The 18,766-nt window shown below is 74.0% G+C and carries 19 protein-coding genes and 1 pseudogene; 13 read left to right on the forward strand and 7 right to left on the reverse strand.

Features of this window, described 5'->3' with window-relative positions; translation table 11 throughout:
* The first annotated feature begins 88 nt into the window (after positions 1 to 88).
* Together QQK45_RS18110 and QQK45_RS18115 are read left to right on the forward strand one after the other, a co-directional pair.
* Positions 89 to 1,822, forward strand: a complete 1,734-nt coding sequence (locus tag QQK45_RS18110; RefSeq protein WP_284294423.1) for an NAD(P)/FAD-dependent oxidoreductase — start codon at positions 89 to 91, stop codon at positions 1,820 to 1,822.
* 25 nt (positions 1,823 to 1,847) lie between these two features.
* Positions 1,848 to 3,371 (forward strand): ATP-binding protein, encoded by a 1,524-nt coding sequence (locus QQK45_RS18115; RefSeq protein WP_284294424.1) that lies wholly within the window; start codon positions 1,848 to 1,850, stop codon positions 3,369 to 3,371.
* A gap of 129 nt (positions 3,372 to 3,500) precedes the next feature.
* Here QQK45_RS18115 and QQK45_RS18120 read toward each other — a convergent pair whose 3' ends face one another.
* Complete coding sequence (locus QQK45_RS18120; protein WP_348525286.1) at positions 3,501 to 4,289, reverse strand: LLM class flavin-dependent oxidoreductase; 789 nt, start codon at positions 4,287 to 4,289, stop codon at positions 3,501 to 3,503.
* A 100-nt stretch (positions 4,290 to 4,389) separates the two neighbouring features.
* Here QQK45_RS18120 and QQK45_RS18125 point away from each other — a divergent pair, with 100 nt between their 5' ends.
* On the forward strand, positions 4,390 to 5,139 hold the full coding sequence (locus QQK45_RS18125; protein ID WP_284295101.1) for a phosphotransferase family protein: 750 nt from the start codon (positions 4,390 to 4,392) through the stop codon (positions 5,137 to 5,139).
* Here QQK45_RS18125 and QQK45_RS18130 read toward each other — a convergent pair.
* Complete coding sequence (locus QQK45_RS18130) at positions 5,136 to 5,543, reverse strand: DUF6804 family protein (RefSeq protein WP_284294425.1); 408 nt, start codon at positions 5,541 to 5,543, stop codon at positions 5,136 to 5,138. The genes QQK45_RS18125 and QQK45_RS18130 overlap by 4 nt on opposite strands.
* A gap of 73 nt (positions 5,544 to 5,616) precedes the next feature.
* Here QQK45_RS18130 and QQK45_RS18135 point away from each other — a divergent pair, with 73 nt between their 5' ends.
* On the forward strand, positions 5,617 to 6,018 hold the full coding sequence (locus QQK45_RS18135) for a hypothetical protein (protein WP_284294426.1): 402 nt from the start codon (positions 5,617 to 5,619) through the stop codon (positions 6,016 to 6,018).
* On the opposite strand, the gene QQK45_RS18140 is transcribed toward QQK45_RS18135, so the two are convergent.
* The gene (locus QQK45_RS18140) at positions 5,976 to 6,575 is read right to left on the reverse strand and encodes a helix-turn-helix transcriptional regulator (protein WP_284294427.1); all 600 of its coding nucleotides are present in this window, start codon (positions 6,573 to 6,575) and stop codon (positions 5,976 to 5,978) included. The genes QQK45_RS18135 and QQK45_RS18140 overlap by 43 nt on opposite strands.
* A 169-nt stretch (positions 6,576 to 6,744) precedes the next feature.
* Positions 6,745 to 6,960: a helix-turn-helix transcriptional regulator gene (locus tag QQK45_RS18145; protein WP_284294428.1), complete on the reverse strand. Its 216-nt coding sequence runs from the start codon at positions 6,958 to 6,960 to the stop codon at positions 6,745 to 6,747.
* Between the two features lie 101 nt (positions 6,961 to 7,061).
* Here QQK45_RS18145 and QQK45_RS18150 point away from each other — a divergent pair, with 101 nt between their 5' ends.
* Positions 7,062 to 7,484, forward strand: coding sequence for a VOC family protein (locus tag QQK45_RS18150; RefSeq protein WP_284294429.1), 423 nt, complete (start codon positions 7,062 to 7,064; stop codon positions 7,482 to 7,484).
* A gap of 18 nt (positions 7,485 to 7,502) precedes the next feature.
* Here QQK45_RS18150 and QQK45_RS22600 read toward each other — a convergent pair whose 3' ends face one another.
* Both QQK45_RS22600 and QQK45_RS22605 read right to left on the reverse strand, forming a co-directional pair.
* Positions 7,503 to 7,754, reverse strand: coding sequence for an MmyB family transcriptional regulator (locus tag QQK45_RS22600; RefSeq protein WP_348525287.1), 252 nt, complete (start codon positions 7,752 to 7,754; stop codon positions 7,503 to 7,505).
* An 80-nt stretch (positions 7,755 to 7,834) separates the two neighbouring features.
* A pseudogene (locus QQK45_RS22605) lies at positions 7,835 to 8,491 on the reverse strand (MmyB family transcriptional regulator); the annotation flags it as partial.
* On the opposite strand from QQK45_RS22605, the gene ilvD reads away from it, so the two are divergent.
* The 6 genes from ilvD (at position 8,459) to QQK45_RS18185 (ending at position 14,694) form a co-directional block, all read left to right on the forward strand.
* A complete protein-coding gene (ilvD, locus tag QQK45_RS18160) occupies positions 8,459 to 10,330 on the forward strand; it encodes a dihydroxy-acid dehydratase (protein WP_284294430.1) in 1,872 nt (623 codons plus the stop codon). The pseudogene QQK45_RS22605 and the gene ilvD sit on opposite strands and share 33 nt — an antisense overlap.
* A 118-nt stretch (positions 10,331 to 10,448) precedes the next feature.
* The gene (locus tag QQK45_RS18165; RefSeq protein WP_284294431.1) at positions 10,449 to 12,002 is read left to right on the forward strand and encodes a tannase/feruloyl esterase family alpha/beta hydrolase; all 1,554 of its coding nucleotides are present in this window, start codon (positions 10,449 to 10,451) and stop codon (positions 12,000 to 12,002) included.
* 106 nt (positions 12,003 to 12,108) lie between these two features.
* On the forward strand, positions 12,109 to 12,528 hold the full coding sequence (locus QQK45_RS18170; protein WP_348525288.1) for a DUF2277 domain-containing protein: 420 nt from the start codon (positions 12,109 to 12,111) through the stop codon (positions 12,526 to 12,528).
* 392 nt (positions 12,529 to 12,920) lie between these two features.
* Complete coding sequence (locus tag QQK45_RS18175) at positions 12,921 to 13,250, forward strand: hypothetical protein (RefSeq protein WP_284294432.1); 330 nt, start codon at positions 12,921 to 12,923, stop codon at positions 13,248 to 13,250.
* Positions 13,247 to 13,969, forward strand: a complete 723-nt coding sequence (locus tag QQK45_RS18180) for an MFS transporter (protein WP_284294433.1) — start codon at positions 13,247 to 13,249, stop codon at positions 13,967 to 13,969. Before QQK45_RS18175 ends, QQK45_RS18180 begins: the two co-directional genes overlap by 4 nt.
* A gap of 23 nt (positions 13,970 to 13,992) precedes the next feature.
* Positions 13,993 to 14,694: an NADPH-dependent F420 reductase gene (locus tag QQK45_RS18185; RefSeq protein ID WP_284294434.1), complete on the forward strand. Its 702-nt coding sequence runs from the start codon at positions 13,993 to 13,995 to the stop codon at positions 14,692 to 14,694.
* A 39-nt stretch (positions 14,695 to 14,733) separates the two neighbouring features.
* Here QQK45_RS18185 and QQK45_RS18190 read toward each other — a convergent pair whose 3' ends face one another.
* Complete coding sequence (locus tag QQK45_RS18190; RefSeq protein WP_284294435.1) at positions 14,734 to 15,654, reverse strand: sigma-70 family RNA polymerase sigma factor; 921 nt, start codon at positions 15,652 to 15,654, stop codon at positions 14,734 to 14,736.
* Between the two features lie 118 nt (positions 15,655 to 15,772).
* Between QQK45_RS18190 and QQK45_RS18195 the strand changes: the two genes are divergently transcribed.
* The gene (locus QQK45_RS18195; RefSeq protein ID WP_284294436.1) at positions 15,773 to 17,101 is read left to right on the forward strand and encodes an FAD-binding oxidoreductase; all 1,329 of its coding nucleotides are present in this window, start codon (positions 15,773 to 15,775) and stop codon (positions 17,099 to 17,101) included.
* 739 nt (positions 17,102 to 17,840) lie between these two features.
* On the forward strand, positions 17,841 to 18,749 hold the full coding sequence (locus QQK45_RS18200) for a sigma-70 family RNA polymerase sigma factor (protein ID WP_284294437.1): 909 nt from the start codon (positions 17,841 to 17,843) through the stop codon (positions 18,747 to 18,749).
* Positions 18,750 to 18,766: the final 17 nt, after the last annotated feature.

Genomic DNA, 18,766 nt, shown 5'->3' on the forward strand with positions numbered 1-18,766 from the left:
CGCACAGAGCGCACCGAGGGCGGAGACTGAGGGCCGGGCCGGCATCGTCGGCCCGGCCCTCGCCCGTCTCCCCGGAGGAACTCGCCGCGTGAGCACGTCCACCCTCGCCCCGCCCGCCGCCGGCCGCAGCGCCACGCCCGACCGGGCACGTCCCGTGCTCCTCACCGTCGACGACGACCCCGGCGTCTCGCGTGCCGTGGCCCGCGACCTGCGCCGCCGGTACGGCGAGACGTACCGCATCGTCCGGGCCGAGTCCGGCGAGCAGGCCCTCGACGTCCTGCGCGAGGTCAAGCTGCGCGGCGAGACGGTCGCGGTGCTCGTCGCCGACCACCGCATGCCCGGGATGAGCGGCATCGAGTTCCTCGAGCAGGCGATGGACCTGTTCCCCGCCGCCCGACGCATCCTTCTGACGGCCTACGCCGACACCGACGCCGCGATCCAGGCCGTCAACGTCGTCGACCTCGACCACTACCTCCTCAAGCCGTGGGACCCGCCCGAGGAGAAGCTCTACCCGGTCCTCGACGCCCAGCTCGAGGCCTGGTCGCACCGCGCACCCCAGCCCGTCGCCGAGACCAAGGTCGTGGGGCACCGGTGGCACGTGCGCTCGTCGGAGGTCCGCGAGCTCCTCGCCCGCAACGCCGTGCCCTACCGCTGGTACGCCGTGGACTCGCCCGAGGGCGAGCGGCTGCTCACCGCGGCAGCCGGCCGGCTCGGCACGACGTTCCCCGACCCGCCGCCGCTGCCCGTGGTCGTCACTCCCGACGGCGGCGTCCTCGTCGCGCCCGACGACTCGGCGCTCGCGGAGCGCGTCGGGCTCGTGACCCGGCCGTCGTCGGACTTCTACGACCTCGTGGTCGTGGGCGGCGGGCCGGCCGGTCTGTCGGCAGCGCTCTACGGCGCGTCGGAAGGGCTGCGGACGGCGCTCGTCGAGCGAACCGCGACGGGCGGCCAGGCCGGGCAGTCGTCCCGGATCGAGAACTACCTCGGCTTCCCCGACGGCGTGTCGGGCAGCCAGCTCACCGAGCGGGCGCGCCGCCAGGCGCTCAAGTTCGGGGCGGAGCTCGTCACCACGCGGGAGGTCGTCGGGCTCGACGTCGAGGGCTCCGCGCACACCGTGCGGCTCGCGGGCGGCCAGAGCCTCGACGCGCAGACCGTGATCCTCGCGAGCGGCGTCTCCTACCGGATGCTCGGCGGCACCGGGCTCGACGACCTCGTCGGCCGGGGCGTGTACTACGGCTCGGTGCTGACCGAGGCGCCGTCGTGCGCCGACCAGCACGTGCTCGTCGTCGGGGGCGCGAACTCGGCCGGCCAGGCCGCGGTGTTCCTCGCGCGCGACGCCGCCCGCGTGACGCTCGTGGTCCGCGGGGCGTCGCTCGAGCAGGGCATGTCCAGCTATCTCGTCGAGCAGGTCCGGGCGCACCCGCGGATCGACGTGCGGCTCGGTGCCGAGGTCGTCGAGGCGAGCGGCGACGACCACCTCGAGGGGGTCGTCCTGCAGAACGTCTCCACCGGCGACCGGACGCCCGTCGAGACGGGGTGGCTGTTCGTCTTCATCGGCGCCGCGCCCCGCACCGACTGGCTCGACGGCGTCGTCGTGCGCGACCCGCACGGCTTCGTCGTCGCGGGCCCGGACCTCCTCCAGGACGGGGCCCCGCCATCCGGCTGGACCCTCGACCGCCCGCCCTACCATCTCGAGACGAGCGTGCCCGGCGTGTTCGCAGCGGGCGACGTCCGGTCCGAGTCGGCCAAGCGCGTGGCGTCGGCCGTCGGCGAGGGCGCGATGGCCGTGATGCTCGTGCACCGGTACCTGGACCAGCGATGAGGAACCAGCGACGACAGGAGACGCCATGACGGAGCAGCAGCCCTGGGGTGGGCAGGCCGGACGCGGGGCCGGACCGTGCGTCGTCGGGCCCGAGGAACCGTGCGACCTCGACGAGCTGCGCACCCTCTTCCTGTTCGAGAAGCTCGACGACGACCAGCTCGTCTGGCTGTGCGAGCACGGGGCCGTGCAGCAGGTCGGGCCCGGCATGCTGCTGACCGAGGGCGACCCGGCGCTGTGCCTGTTCGTGCTGATCGACGGCGAGGTCGCCACGTACCGCCGGGTGGGCGACGACGACGTCGAGGTGAACCGTACGGACCTGCGCGGCGTCTACTCGGGTGCGTGGAGCGCGTACCTCGGGGACCGGGTGCCGCAGACCTACCAGCAGTCGCTACGCGTGCTGCGTCCCTCGCGGTTCTACGTGCTGTCCGCGGACGACTTCCGCGACCTCATGACGTCGTGGTTCCCCATGGCCGTCCACCTGCTCGAGGGGCTGTTCTTCGGGCAGAAGAGCACCGAGCGGGCCATCGGGCAGCGTGAGCGGCTGCTCGCGCTGGGGTCGCTCTCGGCGGGGCTCACGCACGAGCTCAACAACCCCGCAGCGGCCGCCTCCCGCGCGACCGCGACGCTGCGCGAGCGGGTGGCCGGCATGCGGCACAAACTGTCCTTCATCGCCGCAGGGCCGTACGACCGCACGAGCATCGCGACGCTCATCCAGCTCCAGGAGGAGGCGGTCCAGCACCTGCACGACGCCGCAGCCGAGGGCACGGCACCGAGCCCGCTCGAGGCGTCGGACCGCGAGGACGAGCTGGTCGACTGGTTCGACGGGCACGGGCTGCGCGCCGGCTGGGACCTCGCGCCCGCGTTCGTCCAGGCGGGCATCGACGGGCCGTGGCTCGACAAGGTCGCGGCGCTCGTCGCTCCGGACGCGCTCGACGGCGCAGTCCGCTGGATCGGCTACACGCTGGAGACCGAGCAGCTCATGGGCGAGATCGAGGACGCCACCACGCGCATCTCCACGCTGGTCGCCGCCGCGAAGCAGTACTCGCAGATCGGGCGCGCCCCCGAGGGGCGGGCGGACCTGCACGAGCTGCTCGACTCGACGCTCGTCATGCTCGAGCACGCCCTCGGACCCGGCATCGACGTCGTCCGGCACTACGACCGCGCGCTCCCGCCCGTGCCGGTCTACGCGGCGGAGCTCAACCAGGTGTGGACCAACATCGTCGACAACGCCGCGCAGGCCATGGGCGGCCGCGACGGGTCGGGCACGCTCACCGTCACGACGAGGCGCGCACCCGACGCACCCGACGACGCCGTGGAGGTCGAGATCGGCGACACCGGACCCGGGATCCCTGCCGACGTCCTGCCCCGCATCTTCGAGCCGTTCTTCACGACGAAGCCCGTCGGCTCGGGGACCGGCCTCGGCCTCGACATCGCGTGGCGGATCGTCGTCACCAAGCACCACGGCGACCTGCGGGTCACGTCGGAGCCCGGGAGCACCCGGTTCGTCGTCCGCCTCCCGCTCACGGACCCGAACCCGGACTCCGCCTGACCGCGAAGCAGGCCTCCCGGAGGCCGACTTCGCGGTCAGGATGAGGTCAGAGGTCGCGGACCGGGGCGACGGCAGGGGTGACCGCGTCGCGCACCCACGCCGCGAGGGGCGTCGCCGGCGGGCGCAGGATCACGGTGTCGACGCCGAGGTCGGCGAACCCGCGCATCTCCTCGACGAACCCGTCGACGTCACCGGTGAGCAGCTTCTCGCCGCCGTGGAGCGTGGTGACCCGGATCTCGGCGGGGTCGCGGCCGACGTCCTCGCAGTGGCGGTGCAGCACGTCGAGCTTGTGCTGCAGCTCGTCCGGGGTCGAGCCGAAGATGTTGCAGGCGTCCGCGTACTGCGCGACGAGGCGCAGCGTCTTCTTCTCCCCGGACCCCCGATCATGATCTCCGGCTTGCTCAGGGGCTGCGGCGAGCAGAGGGTCTCGCCGAGCTGGTAGTGGGCGCCGTCGAACGGGCCGTCGTTCTCCGGGTCGAACATCTGCCGCGCGATCTGGACGGTCTCCTCGAGCCGCTCGAAGCGCTCCTTGAGGGGCGGGAAGGGCACACCCAGCGCGGCGTGCTCCTCCCCGTACCAGGCGGCGCCGATGCCGAGCGTCCCGCGGCCGCCAGCGAGCACGTCGAGCGTCGCGACGGTCTTGGCGAGGAGTCCGGGGTAGCGGTAGGTCACGCCCGTGACGAGGGCGCCGAGCTGCACCGTCTCGGTGCGGGCGGCGAGGAAACCGAGGGTCGTGTACGCCTCGAGCATCGGGTCGGACGCCGGGAACCCCGCACGGACCATCTGGAACCAGTGGTCCATGACGGACAGCCAGCCGAGGCCGGCCTCCTCGGCGGCGTCCGCCGTGTCGAGGAGCTCCTGACGCAGGGCAGGGGCAGGAACCGAGTCGAACCGCATGAGGTGAGCACCGAGTCGCATGTCTCGATGCTTCACCTTCGAGCGCGCTCGAAGTCAAGCGGTCGGACCCGTCGGCGTATCCGGGTGACAGCGGCGGCCGCGGTGAGGACGATGGCCGGTGATGGATGCCGAAGAGGTGGAGGTCGTGGTCGCCCACAGCCAGCGCGCGACGCTGCGGGTGGGCGACGTGTTCCTGAAGGTCGACGGCGACCCGGCGCACGCCGCGGTCGAGGTGCGAGCGATGTCGATGGCGCCCGTACCGACCCCGACGATCCGGTGGCACGAGCCGCCCGTGCTCGCGATCGCCGCGGTACACGGCCGGGAGCTCGGCCGGCTCGGCGAACCGTCGTCGGCGTCGCCCGAGGCATGGAGGGCCACCGGCGCGACCGTCCGCCGGCTGCACGACGCGCCGTTGCCGCCGTGGCCGGGCCGCGGGCTCGACGACGTGGTGCGGGAGCTCGACGCCGAGTGCACCTGGCTCCTTGCGCACGACGTGCTGCCGACGGAGGTGATCCGACGCAACCGGGAGATCGCCGAGGCCGCGCTCCGGCCGTGGCGCCCGGTGTTCGTCCACGGCGACCTGCAGCCCTGCCACGTGTTCGTCGACGGCGACGAGGTCACCGGGGTGATCGACTGGTCCGAGGCTGCGCCGGGCGACGCCATGTTCGACCTCGCCGTCCTGACGCTCGGGCACGAGGAGCGCCTCGACGACCTGCTCGCGGGCTACGGCCCCGACGCGGACCGTGACGTCATCCGGGCCTGGTGGTCGCTGCGCAGCCTGGTGGCGTCGCGGTGGCTGATCGAGCACGGCTTCGACCCCGGCGCGCCGGGGTGCGAGCTCGACGTGCTCCGGTCCCGCATGCGGGACTAGCGTCCGTCGTCGGCCGGGACCTTGATGAGCACCCCGGCGACGACGAACAGGGCCGCGACGAGCAGCTGCACGATCCCCCACCACGTGCCGTGGAGGTGGAACGCGACCACGGGATTCCACAGCACCACGGCGGCGGCGAGCGGCAGCACCCACACGAACGCCTTCGCCTGCACCGCGAACACCATCATGATGAGCGCGAGGATCGCGACCACGTAGCGGATCACCGTGAACCCGCCCGACGACGACGAGAACCCCGTCCCGACGAGCGTCGCGATCCCGCCGAGGATCCCGGGGACGAGCGCGGACCGCAGGGTGCCGTCGTCGCCGTACCGGTCGGCGGGCCGCCCGCCGGGGCGGCTCCCCGGCGCGGGGCTGGACGGACGGCGGGGAGGGTTCGGGCTCACGCCCTGAGCCTAACCAGCCGGACCGGGCTTTCCGACCCGGTACCGGTACGCGCGTACCACGGAGGATGCCGGGATGCCACGCCGTGACCCTGCCGGAAGCCGCGCGTCGTCCGGTCGGATCGCGCACGTCTACCTGCTCGTCACGGTGCTCGTCGTCGCCGCGAACCTGCGCGGCGCCATCACGACCGTCGGGCCCGTGATCGACGACATCGGCGACGACACCGGCCTGTCCGCCGGTGCGCTCGGGCTGCTCGGGGCCGTGCCCCTCCTGACGTTCGCGCTCGTCTCCCCGCTCGTCCACTCGCTCGCGCGCCGTCTGGGCGCCGAGCCCGCGGTCGGGCTCGCCCTGTGGGTGCTCACCGTCGGGCCCGTGCTGCACCGCCAGAACGTCCAGCGCCTGGTCGCCGCCGGGGTCCTCGCGGGCCGCGACCGCTACGCCGGCGAGCCCGTCGCGCCCGCGCGTGCGACCGCGTAGCGGCGCACGAGCTCGGACCCGATCCGGGCGAGCGCGGCGCGCACCGCAGGCGGGTCCTCGATGTCGAGCAGGGCGCCCCAGCCCGCGAGGTGCCGCGCGAGGTCCAGGGGCGTCGGGTCGGCGACCCGCACGCGTGCCCGACCGTCCGGGGCGTCGTCGAGCACGCGCAGGTGGCGGCCGAACTGCGTCCGGAGCACCGGCACGTAGCGCCGGTCGACGACGACCGTCGCCCACGTCCGGGACCGCCGCTCCTCGACCTCGGCCACGACGGCGGCCCACTCGCGGGCGACGTCGAGGTCGGGCGGCCTCTCGAACGTCCGACCGGTCGCCTCGGCCTCGACGACCCGGTCGAGCCGGAACGTCCGCCTCCCGCGCTCGGTCCCCGCCACGAGGTAGGAGACGCCGTCCTTGTCGACGAGCCCCCACGGCTCGACGGTCCGCTCGGACCGCGCGCCCGCGTGGTTCGCGTACACGAGCCGGAGCGCGACCCGGTCGACGACCGCGCGCCGGACGACGTCCAGACCCGGCGGCTCGCCGGGCGCCGGTGCGGCCCCCACGCGAGGGGATCGACGGCGACGGCGTCCGCGGCGGCCTCGGCGTGCGCGCGGAAGGTCGCCGGCAGTGCCTGGACGACCTTGCGGAGCGCGCGGCGCGCGGCGTCGTCGGGCGCGCTCCCCCGACCCGCCGCCCCGACCAGGAGGAACAGGGCGCGCGCCTCCTCGGCCGTCAGCCCCGTGAGATCCGTCCGCGCTCCCCCGACGAGCTGCCACCCGCCGCCCGCCCCGGCTGCGGGTAGACGGGGACGCCGGCCGACGAGAGCGCTTCCAGGTCGCGCCGGGTCGTCGCGACCGAGACCTCGAGCTCGGCGGCCAGCTCGCCCGCGGTGGCACGGCCCCGCGACTGCAGGAGCAGGAGGGTCGCGACGAGCCGGTCCGCGCGCATGCTCTCGATCCTCTCCCGAAAAGTGCTCAGACGGTGAGCACTTCAGCCGACAGCATGGAACACGTACCCGAGATGAAGCCCATCGAGGAAGGCGAACGACCATGCTGCGAGGACTCACGACCATCACCTACACCGCCGACGACGTCGCCGCCGCCCGCGACTGGTACGCGGCGCTGCTCGGTCAGGAGGCGTACTTCGCCCAGCCCGCCGAGGGCGCGCCCGCCTACGTGGAGTTCCGCGTCGGCGCGGACGAGGACGAGCTCGGCATCATGGACCGCCGGTACGCGGCCCCGGCCACCCGGGACGCCGGGGCGGGCTCGGGTGCGACGGTCTACTGGGCCGTCGACGACGTCGAGGCGACCCTGACCCGGCTGGCCGAGCTCGGCGCCACGCCGCACGAGCCGCGCACCGAGCGCGGGCCCGGCTTCGTCACCGCATCCGTGCTCGACCCCTTCGGCAACGTGCTCGGTGTGATGGAGAACCGGCACTTCGACGTCCTCGCCGCCCGCCGGGCGGCGGGCTGAGACGCCGGCCAGGACCCCTCATCGTGGCCGGGCGTCCTCGAGCAGCGCGGCCATCCGGTCCCGGGTCGGCGAGCCGTCCGCAGCGAGGTAGACCACGACGTGCGCGTCGGGCAGGTCGGCGGGCACGAGCTCGTGGTGCTCGAACGCGAGCTCCCCCGCGACCGGGTGGGTGAACCGGCGCTCGCGGGACGCGAACCGCTCGACCCGGTGGTCGGCCCACGCGCGGGCGAAGTCCTCGCTCTCGGCCCGCAGCCGCCCGACGAGCGCCACGTGCTCGGGCAGCGCGAGCCGGGGCCGGCCTGGGCCCGGTACTCGGCGAGGAACCGCCGGCTCGTGGTCTCCCAGTCGGGCAGGAGGGCACGGTCGTCGGGATCCGTGAAGATGACGAGCAGGAGGTTGCGGTCCTCGGGCGCCATGGCGGCGACGTTGGGGTAGAGCACCTCGTACGCGCGGTTCCAGCCGACGATCGCCCAGTCGGGTGCGAGCGCGAACGCCGGGGACGGCGCCTGGGCGTCGAGGAACCGCTGCAGGTGCGCGGGGATCTCCTGGGGCGCGACGGCCGCGGCGGCCGGTGCCGGCGCGTACCCGGCGAGCGAGAGCACGTACTCGTGCTCGGCGGCCGACAGGCGCATGGTCACGGCCAGCGCGTCGAGGACCTGCCGGGAGGGGTTGATCTCGCGGCCCTGCTCGAGCCACGTGTACCAGGTGATGCTCACCCCGGCCCGGGCCGCGACCTCCTCGCGGCGCAGCCCCGTCGTGCGCCCGCGCGTGACGGGCGGCAGGTCGTGCTCGGCCCGGTCGAGCTGCTCGCGCCGCGCGCGGAGGAACGCGCCGAGCTCCTTGCGCCGCTCGGTGTCGCCGCTCACGTCGCCTGCTCTCTCACTCCACCAGACTACGAGCGCGACGCTAGTAGTCCCACTACTAGCACCAACGCCGTCTTCCGGTTCCTGGGATTGCCGTGAGGGAATGTGACCATGCCCTCGCTCCGTTCTCGCACCGTCACCCATGGCCGCAACATGGCCGGCGCCCGCGCACTGATGCGCGCGTCCGGCGTCGCGTCGAGCGACATCGGGAAGCCGATCGTCGCCGTCGCGAACTCGTTCACCGAGTTCGTGCCCGGCCACACCCACCTCCAGCCCGTCGGCCGCATCGTCTCGGAGGCCATCCAGGCCGCGGGCGCGATCGCCCGCGAGTTCAACACGATCGCCGTCGACGACGGCATCGCGATGGGCCACGGCGGCATGCTCTACTCGCTGCCCAGCCGCGACCTCATCGCCGACTCCGTCGAGTACATGGTCAACGCGCACTGCGCCGATGCGCTCGTGTGCATCTCGAACTGCGACAAGATCACGCCCGGCATGCTCATGGCCGCGCTGCGCCTCAACATCCCGACCATCTTCGTCTCGGGCGGCCCCATGGAGGCCGGGCGCGCGACGCTCGTTGACGGCACCGTGCGCAAGCTCGACCTCATCGACGCCATGACGAATGCGGTGTCCGACGCGGTGTCCGACGCCGACATGCTCCGCATCGAGGAGAACGCCTGCCCGACGTGCGGGTCGTGCTCCGGAATGTTCACCGCCAACTCGATGAACTGCCTCACCGAGGCCATCGGCCTCTCGCTGCCCGGCAACGGCTCCGTCCTCGCGACGCACACCGCGCGTCGTGCGCTGTACGAGGACGCGGGCCGGACCGTCGTCGAGATCGCGAAGCGCTACTACGAGGACGACGACGACTCCGTCCTGCCCCGCTCCGTCGCCACCCCCGAGGCGTTCGGCAACGCGATGGCGCTCGACATCGCGATGGGCGGCTCGACGAACACGATCCTGCACCTGCTCGCCGCGGCCCAGGAGGCCGAGGTCGACTTCGGTCTGACCGACATGGACGCGCTCTCGCGCCGCGTCCCGTGCCTCGCGAAGGTCGCGCCGAACGTCGCGCCGCAGGGCACGTATTACATGGAGGACGTGCACCGCGCAGGAGGCATCCCCGCGATCCTCGGCGAGCTGTACCGCGGCGGGCTGCTCAACGACGACGTCCACGCGGTGCACTCCGGCTCGATCAAGGAGTGGCTGGACGACTGGGACGTGCGCGGCGGGTCCGCCACGGACGAGGCCGTCGACCTGTGGCACGCGGCCCCCGGCGGGCAGCGCTCGGCGACGGCGTTCTCGCAGTCGGAGCGGTGGGAGTCGCTCGACACCGACGCCGCGACCGGCTGCATCCGCGACGTCGCGCACGCCTACTCCAAGGACGGCGGCCTGGCGGTGCTGCGCGGCAACCTCGCCGTCGACGGCGCCGTCGTGAAGACCGCGGGCGTCGACGAGTCGATCTGGACGTTCGAGGGTCCCGCGGTGGTCTGCGAGTCGCAGGAGGAGGCCGTCGAGAAGATCCTCGCCAAGCAGGTCAAGGCCGGCGACGTCGTCGTCATCCGCTACGAGGGCCCCAAGGGCGGCCCCGGCATGCAGGAGATGCTCTACCCGACGTCGTTCCTCAAGGGCCGCGGCCTCGGCAAGGTGTGCGCGCTCGTGACGGACGGCCGGTTCTCCGGCGGCACGTCGGGCCTGTCGATCGGCCACGTCTCCCCCGAGGCCGCGTCGGGCGGCACGATCGCGCTCGTCGAGGACGGCGACCTGGTCCGCATCGACATCCCCACCCGCGCCATCGAGCTCCTCGTGCCCGACGACGTCCTCGCGGCCCGCCGTGAGGCCCTCGGCGAGCGGTACGCGCCGAAGGACCGTGTCCGCCCCGTGTCGGCGGCGCTCCGCGCGTACGCCGCCCTCGCGACGTCGGCAGACAAGGGCGCCGTGCGCGACCTGAGCGTGCTCGAGAAGGTCGCCGCCGGCGAGCTCTGACCCGTCGCCCCACCCTGGCCGCACGGCGTGGACCTGTCGTCCGCACACGTGCGGCCAGGGTGCTGCCCAGGGGCGCACCCTGGGGCGAGCCCCCGCCACCCACGGGAGCGTGGGCGTCATGAGAAGACACCTCATCGCCCTGATGGCACTGGCGCTCCCCGCGGCGATCGCGGCCGTGGCACCGTCAGCCTCCGCACACGTCGCCGACCACGGCCACCAGCCCCACCCGACCACCGCCTGCGCCCCCGTCCGGCCCTCCGCGCCGGCCGGGACGCACGTCGACTCCGTGACCGCCGTCGCCCACACGGGCGGGACGATCTCCTTCCCGACCGCGTACCCGGCCGTCGGCCCGATCGCCGACGTCCCGGCCTGGTGCGACATCACCGTCACGGTGAGCCACCTCGGCGCGAACGACCACGTCAAGATCAAGGTCTCGCTCCCCCAGGACCGCTCGCTCTGGACGGGGCGCTTCCAGGCCGCCGGTGGCAGCGCGTACCTCGCGGGCGACCTCACCGACCCGGCCCCCGCGCTCGTCCAGGCGGTCAAGGCCGGGTACGCGGCCGGGGCCACCGACGCGGGCGTGGGACAGAACGCGATCGACGTGAGCGGCTGGGCCCTCACGCCACGCGGCACCCTCGACACCGCGCTGCTGAAGAACTTCTCGACGCGGTCGCTGCACGACCTCGCCGTCGTCGGGAAGGACGTGGCCCGGCAGTTCTACGGGCGCTCGGTCACGTACGCGTACTGGAACGGCTGCTCGACGGGCGGCCGGCAGGGCTACGCCGAGGCCCAGGACCACCCGACCGACTTCCAGGGCATCCTCGCGAACGCCCCCGCGATCAACTGGGACCGGTTCGCCATCGCCACCCTGTGGTCCCAGGCGGTCTTCAACGAGGAGCACGTGCAGCCGAGCCCCTGCGAGCTGCAGGCGTTCACCGACGCCGCCGTCAAGGCGTGCGACACCCTCGACGGGCACAAGGACGGCATCATCGACGACCCGTCGAAGTGCGACTGGGACGCCCGGCGGCTGGTCGGGACGAAGGTCGTGTGCGACGGCCAGGAGATCATCATCTCCCGCGCGACGGCCGACGCCGTCCGGAAGATCTGGGAAGGCCCGACCACACCGTCGGGCAAGCAGCTCTGGTACGGCCCGAACAAGGGCGCGAACCTCGACTCGCTCGCCGCGTACGGTGCGCCGTTCGTCGTGGCCTCACAGTGGGCCCAGTACTTCGTGACCCGTGACCCGTCGCTCGACCTCACGCGGCTGACGTACGACGAGTTCTACCGGCTCTACGCGTCCTCGCAGCGTCAGTTCCACGACGTCATCGGCACGGACGACCCCGACCTGCGGGCGTTCGCACGGTCGGGCGGCAAGCTCATCACCTGGCACGGCCAGGCGGACCAGCTCGTCCCGACGCAGGGCACCGTGGACTACAAGCAGCGCGTCGACGGACTGCTCGGGTCGCGGAACGTGGACTCGTTCTACCGGCTCTTCCTGCTGCCGGGCGTCGACCACTGCGCGGGCGGGACAGACCTGACGAACGCCCTCGACTCGCTCGTGACCTGGGTGGAGAAGGGTCACGCCCCGGCGACGCTGAGCGCGACGATCACGCAGCCCGACGGCGCCACGGTCACCCGGCAGGTCCGGCCGTTCGCGGCTGCCCGCCACTGATCTCCGCCCCCACCGAGCAACGACGACGGCGGCCCCGGCACTCCCGGGGTCGCCGTCGTGCGTCGTGGGCCTCGACGCCGTCGCGGGCCGGGCATAGCGTCGAAGCATGTGCCGCAACATCACGACCCTGCGCGGTCTCGAGCCGCCCGCGACGTCCGAGGAGGTCGAGGCCGCCGCGCGCCAGTACGTGCGCAAGGTGACCGGCGTCCAGAAGCTCAGTGACGCGACCCGAGACGCGTTCGAGGCCGCGGTCGCCGCGGTGGCCGCCGCGACCGAGCAGGTGCTCGACGAGCTGCCCGAACGTCGCACTCCCCTCCCACGCTGCCGCCGCTGCGGCGCGCCGAGGTCCAGGAGCGGATCGCCCGCCGGATGGCCGAGCGTGAGGAGCACGAGCGCCTGCACGAGCTCAGTCTGGCGCACGAGCACACCGACGACGGGTCGGTCGTCCGGGCCTGAGGCCGGGAAAAAGCGCTGGCGAGCACGCGTCGCGGACCGTAGGTTCGCCGGCATGCGTCGTGAAGCGTAGGGACCGCGCGTCCCCTGAGCAACCCGAGCGGACTCACGCGTCCGCGCGGCGTCGGATGCCGGAACTCCACGGGTGGACGGTCCTCCGTCCGGTCCCGCGCACGAGCACGCCCGGGACCTCTCCTCCGCCCCCGCTCAGGAAACGGTTCCCATGCCTCGCGTCCTTCCCTCGCGCCGTCCCCTCCCCTCCAGGTCCGTGCCGACCTACGCCGCGCGGGTCTTCGTGGTCTACGCGGCCTCGTCGAGCCTGCTGTTCGCGCTCATGTCCACGCTCCTGCTCCTGTTCCAGGTCGAGGTCGGGCACCTGACCCCCGCACAGCTCGTGGTGGTCGGCACCGTCCTGGAGGCCACGTGCTTCCTCGGGGAGGTCCCCACCTCGGTGATCGCCGACGCGTGGTCGCGTCGCACCTCGGTCCTGACCGGCTTGATCGTCATGGGCGCCGGCACCCTGCTCCAGGGGTCGCGTCGTTCGGTGCGATCATCGCCGCCCAGGTCGTGTGGGGCCTCGGCTACACCTGCATCTCCGGTGCGGTCGACGCCTGGGTCACCGACGAGGTCGGACCCGCGCACGTCCAGCCGGTCTTCACCCGCGCCACGCGGGCGGGCCTGGCCGCCGGGTTCGGCGGCACCGTGCTCGCCGGGGCGCTCGGCGTCGTGAGCCTGCGGCTGCCCTGCTCGCGGCGGGCGCCGGCTTCCTCGGCCTGGCCGCCTGGATGTCGGTGACCATGCGGGAGGACCGGGTTCGCGCCGGCGCGCCGTCGGAGCGCGCCCGCTTCCGCGACCTCGTCCGCACGTTCCGGACGGGCGTGCGCGCGGCGCGCCGCTCCCGCGTCGTCAGCGGGCTGGTGCTCGTCAGCCTGCTCGCCGGGCTGTCCACCGAGGTCTTCGACCGGCTCTGGACGTCGCAGGTCGTCGACGCGTGGGGCGGGCCGACGGCGTTCGGCATCACGAGCGGCGCGGCCTGGTTCACGGTCTTCGCGCTGGTCGGTTCCGCGCTCGCGCTGCTGGCGTCCCTGCTCGTCGACCGGTGGCGGCCTGCGATGCTGCGGCACGCGCACCCGCACCGGCTCCTCGCGGTGCTGACCGCGCTCCAGGTGGCCGGCGTCGTCGGCTTCGCGACCTCGGGAAGCCTCGCGCCCGCGCTCGCAGCGATGTGGGTGCGGGACGCGGCACGTGCCGTCGCGCAGCCGGTGCAGGCCGCCTGGCTGCACCGCAGCATCGACTCGGACACGCGCGCCACCGTCGCTTCGCTGACGGGCCAGGCGGACGCGCTCGGCCAGGTCGTCGGCGGACCGCCGCTCGGGGCGCTCGCGAGCCGCACGTCGGTCCCGCTCGCCCTGCTCGTGTCGGCGGCCGTGTACGCGCCCGCGATCGAGGTCTTCCGCCGTCTCCGGCCAAATCCGCGACCCACCGGGCACGAGGCGGCACCGCGGAATAGTTGATGCGTCAATGAAGTTCTGTCGTCGTGGGCAACCTCGAGCAGACCGAAGTCCGGACCATCGCCATCCTCGGCGCCGGCAAGCTGGGCACCGTCCTCGCGCGCCTCGCGGCCGCAGCCGGGTACGAGGTGCTCGTCGCCGGCTCGGGCGACCCCCGGCGGATCGCGCTGACCGTCGAGGTCCTGGCCCCCGGCGCGGTCGCCACGACCGCGACCGACGCCGCAGCCCGAGGCGACGTCGTCGTCCTGGCCCTGCCCCTCGGCAAGTACCGGACGCTGCCCGTCGAGGCGCTCCGCGGCACGCTCGTGGTCGACGCCATGAACTACTGGTGGGAGGTCGACGGGGAACGCGACGACCTCACCGACCCACGGACGTCGTCGAGCGAGCTCGTCCAGGAGCTCCTGGAGGGTGCGCGCGTGGTCAAGGGCTTCAACCACCTCGGATACCACGACCTCGACGAGGGTGCTCGTCCCGCGGGCAGCCCCGACCGCAAGGCCGTCGCGATCGCCGGGGACGACGCGACCGACCTCGCCGTCGTCGCCGGGATCGTGGAGCGGCTCGGGTTCGACCCGGTCGTCGCGGGGACGCTCGCCGACGGCGTCCACCTCGAACCCGGCACCGAACCGTTCGGAGCGGGCGTGGGCGCTGACGAGCTGCGCGGCATGATCGACCGGTTCGCGGAGAGCGACCGGGGACGCGTCGTGCTGGCCGCCCGCGCCGCACGCTGAGAGCCCGGCTCCGCACGGCCGGGGGCACCCTCGCCCGTCTCAGGGCACGACGACGTCGAGGTCGGCGAGCAGGGCCGATGCCGCGAGCACGTCGATCCGCGTGATCCGGCCGCCCTCGATCCGGACGGCGTAGACGCCGCGAGGGACACCGCCCGGCGCGTAGACGGCGCCGGGGATCCCGTCGACCAGGGCGACCGAGGCACCGGCGGCGCGCCCCGCGAACACGCGCGCGACCGCGTCAGCCCCCGTGATCGAGGAGGCGAGGAGCGGGGCGCCCTGGTCGGCGTGCGGGGCGGCGGCGGCGATCACGGCATCGTCGGCACGGAGCTCGACGTCAGGGTCGAGGAGCTGGAGCAGCCCGCCGAAGTCGCCCTCGCGTGCCGCACGGAGGAACACCTCGACCGCGTCGGTGTGGCGGCTCCGGTCGCCCTCGGGGTCGGCGCCCCGCACCTTCCGTCGAGCCCTCGACGCGAGCTGCCTGGCCGCCGCGGGCGAGCGCTCGACCACGGGTGCGACGTCGTCGAACGAGAGCCCGAAGACGTCGTGGAGCACGAACGAGAGCCGCTCGAGCGGGCCCAGCGAGTCGAGGACGGCGTCGAGGGCGAGCGCGACGTCCTCCGTGCGCAGCGCCGTCTGCTCGGGCCCCTCGACCGTCAGGTCCTCGGCGGCACCCGACTCGTCCGGCAGCTCGTCGCCCCACGTGTCCGGACGGGCTCCCCGGCGCCGCAGGTGGTCGATGCACGCGCGCGAGACGACGGTGGTCAGCCACGCCTCGAGGTTCTCGATCGTGGTGGCGTCGGTGCGCTGCAAGCGCAGCCATGCCTCCTGCACCACGTCCTCGGCGTCCCAGGCGGACCCGAGCGTGCGGGTCGCGATGGCACGCAGCCGGGGCCGCTGCGCGACGAAAGCGTCGGCGAGCTCGTCGGACGTCACGCCCTGGAGGGTGTTCGTCGGTGCCACAGAAGTTCCTCACGTCGGTCCTGGCAGCCGTCCGCCGCCGCATCACATCGTCGTGTCACATCCTCGCGGCCGCATCCGACGTAGCGGCGTACCCCCCGGAACACGGAAGGACCCCGCCATGACCAGCTCCGCCTCCCCCGCCACCTCCCACCCCCACGCCGCCCTGCGCACCGCCGTCCGCGGGAGGGTCTGGCTGCCCGGCGACGCCGACTTCGACGAGGCGCGCCTGCCCTGGAACCGTGCCGTCGACCAGCCGGCGGCCGCCGTGGTCGAGGCCGCGAACGCCGACGACGTCGCAGCCCTGATCCGCTACGCGGGCGACCACGGCGCGACCGTCGCCACCCAGCCGAACGGGCACGGGGCGACGGGCCGCACCCAGGACGCGATCGTCCTGCGCACCGGGCCGCTCGACTCGATCACGATCGACCCCGCGGCGCGGCGCGCGGTGATCGGCGCCGGCGTCCGGTCGGGCGCGCTCCAGGCGGCCGCAGCCGAGCACGGGCTCACGGCCCTACCGGGCAGCTCTCCCGTCGTCTCGGTGACCGGGGTCGTCCTCGGCGGCGGCCTGTCCTGGTTCGGCCGTGCGTTCGGCTGGGTCGCCGACAGCGTCACGGCGTTCGACGTCGTGGACGCCCAGGGTCGGCCGCAGCACGTCACGGCGGGTTCCGACCCCGAGCTCTTCTGGGCCCTGCGCGGCGGTGGCGGCGACTACGCCGTCGTCACCGCGGTGGAGCTCACGCTGCACGACGCGCCCGAGGTCTTCGGCGGCCGCGTCCTGTGGGCCGGCGAGCACACGGCGGCCGTCGTCGCCGCGTACCGGTCCCTGACGGCCGACGCGCCGGACGAGCTCACCGCGTGGCTGTCGCTCGCCCAGTTCCCCGGCTCGGACGCCGTGGTCGCGATCGACGTCACGTACCTCGGGGACGAGACCCGCGCGAGGGCCCTCCTCGCCGGGCTCGACGACCTTCCCGCACCGGTCGCCGACTCGCGCCGGACCATGACCGTTGCCGAGCTCGGCAACATCACCGCCGAGCCGACCGACCCGGCCGCCGGGCTCTCGCGCACCGAGCTGCTTACGGCCCTCGACGACGACGCCGTCGCGACCCTGCTCGCGAAGCCGGTCGCCCCGCTCGTGGCCGTGCAGGTCCGGCACCTCGGCGGCGCCCTCGGCCGGCGGTCCGACAGCCCGCACGGCCGCCTGACCGAGCCGTACGCGGTCTACCTCTTCGGGCTCCCCCTCGGCCCGGACGTCACCGCGGCGGTCACGGCTCGGCAGGCCGAGCTCGCGGCGGCGCTCCCGACGAGCGGCCGCAAGCCCGTGACGTTCCTCGCTCCCCACGAGACCCTCGCGGACGCGCTCGACGAGGCCTCGATCGCGCGGCTGCGTGCGCTCAAGGCGGACCGTGACCCTCGCGGAGTCCTGCGGAGCAACTTTCCCGTGCGCTGACCTGTCACGTCCGGGGCGACTGTCCGGTGGACGTGGTGAGACCCACCGGACCGGGAGGTGCGACGTGAAGAGGAATCCTCGTCGCCGGCGCGGCCGCCGACGTCGGCCGCGAGCCCGGCCGCCGACGGCCTCGCGGGCGACGGCGGCCGGGCACCGCAGCATCCGGCCCCGTCAGCGCGGTGTGAGCCGGTACGCGCGCGACCCCGCGCCCACGCGGCGACGAGGTCGTCGGGCGCGGGCGTGCCGTCGTCGTCCCGGCGCACGTCATTGAGGGACGCGAAGGTCCGGTTCTCCCGGCACATCACCGCGTAGGCGGCCACGACGTCCTCGCGCGAGGTGAGGACCTCGACGTCCACGGTGCGACGCCGTCCCCGCAGCCGGACCTCGAGCGGCTCGCCCGTGCGCAGGTTCCGGCCCCACCGAGCCGGTGTCCCGACCAGCAGCGCGCCGTCGTGCGGCACGTAGGCGACCGGGACCGTGTACCGCGCCCCGGACTTGCGTCCGACGACGTACAGGGTGATCAGTCGCCGCCCCGCGAGCCGGTCGAGGCCCGGGGTGCGCAGCACCCCGCGGACGACCCGGTTCGCCAGGCCCTGCGCGGCGATCGTGCGCGACTCCCCGGTGGTCTGGGGGACGTCGCCGGTGGTGGGCTCGCTCATGGTCTCGCTCCTCCTCGTTACGTTGGTCGCGTGCGGACCGTCTACCCGGTGGACGGACCACGAGAACCGGAGGTAACACGGTGGACGACGCGGCACTCTTCGAACCGCACCGGGCGCACCTGCGCGGGGTGGCGTACCGCATGCTCGGCTCGCTGTCCGAGGCCGACGACGCGGTGCAGGAGGCCTGGTTGCGCCTCGCCCGGTCCGACACCGACGGCGTCGTGAACCTCCGTGCCTGGCTCACGACGGTCGTCTCGAGGGTGTGCCTCGACATGCTGCGGTCACGGGCCTCGCGCCGCGAGGACCCCCTCGACGTGCACGTGCCCGACCCCGTCGTCCGGCTCCTGCCCGGCCCCGGAACCGAGGCCCCGGAGGGCCCGGAAGACCGCGCCGTACTCGCCGACTCCGTGGGCCTCGCGCTCCTCGTCGTGCTCGACACCCTGTCGCCGTCCGAACGGCTCGCGTTCGTCCTGCACGACGTCTTCGCCGTCCCGTTCGACGAGATCGGAGTCGTCCTCGAGCGGTCCCCCGGCGCCGCGAAGCAGCTCGCCAGCCGGGCCCGCGCCCGGCTCCGTGCCGCCGGTCCGCACGCCGACCCCGCCCGCGCGCGCGGCGCCGACGCCCGGCACCACCGCGACGTCGTGGAGGCATTCGTCGCCGCCTCGCGCGACGGGGACCTCGAACGGCTCGCCCGGCTGCTCGCCCCGGACGTCACCCTCCACGCCGACACCGGGGCCGGACCCGCCGGACCCTCCCGCACCGTCAGGGGCGCGGACGCCGTGATCGCGCAGGCCCGTCAGTTCGCCGCCCTCGCCACAGCAGCCCGCGTCGTCCTCGTCAACGGCGTCGCCGGGGTCCTCGTCGCCCCCCACGGCAAGCCGTTCGCCGTCCTCGGTTTCACCGTCGACGACGGCCTCGTCACCGAGCTCGACATCCTCGCCGACCCGGACCGGCTCGCCCGGCTCGACCTCACCGCCGTCCTCCCCTGAGCCCGCGCGGCATCGAG

Source organism: Luteimicrobium album (assembly GCF_030161555.1).
Taxonomy (GTDB): Bacteria; Actinomycetota; Actinomycetes; order Actinomycetales; family Cellulomonadaceae; genus Luteimicrobium; species Luteimicrobium album.

Bases quoted from the DNA above. Each gene is read 5' to 3' on its own strand.
- QQK45_RS18145 (WP_284294428.1), bottom strand. From the start codon at position 6,960: ATGCGCGCGGACCGGCTCGTCGCGACCCTCCTGCTCCTGCAGTCGCGG.
- QQK45_RS18170 (WP_348525288.1), top strand. From the start codon at position 12,109: ATGTGCCGCAACATCACGACCCTGCGCGGTCTCGAGCCGCCCGCGACG.
- QQK45_RS18195 (WP_284294436.1), top strand. From the start codon at position 15,773: ATGACCAGCTCCGCCTCCCCCGCCACCTCCCACCCCCACGCCGCCCTG.
- QQK45_RS18125 (WP_284295101.1), top strand. From the start codon at position 4,390: ATGGATGCCGAAGAGGTGGAGGTCGTGGTCGCCCACAGCCAGCGCGCG.
- ilvD (WP_284294430.1), top strand. From the start codon at position 8,459: ATGCCCTCGCTCCGTTCTCGCACCGTCACCCATGGCCGCAACATGGCC.
- QQK45_RS18165 (WP_284294431.1), top strand. From the start codon at position 10,449: ATGAGAAGACACCTCATCGCCCTGATGGCACTGGCGCTCCCCGCGGCG.
- QQK45_RS18135 (WP_284294426.1), top strand. From the start codon at position 5,617: ATGCCACGCCGTGACCCTGCCGGAAGCCGCGCGTCGTCCGGTCGGATC.
- QQK45_RS18150 (WP_284294429.1), top strand. From the start codon at position 7,062: ATGCTGCGAGGACTCACGACCATCACCTACACCGCCGACGACGTCGCC.
- QQK45_RS18120 (WP_348525286.1), bottom strand. From the start codon at position 4,289: ATGCGACTCGGTGCTCACCTCATGCGGTTCGACTCGGTTCCTGCCCCT.
- QQK45_RS18115 (WP_284294424.1), top strand. From the start codon at position 1,848: ATGACGGAGCAGCAGCCCTGGGGTGGGCAGGCCGGACGCGGGGCCGGA.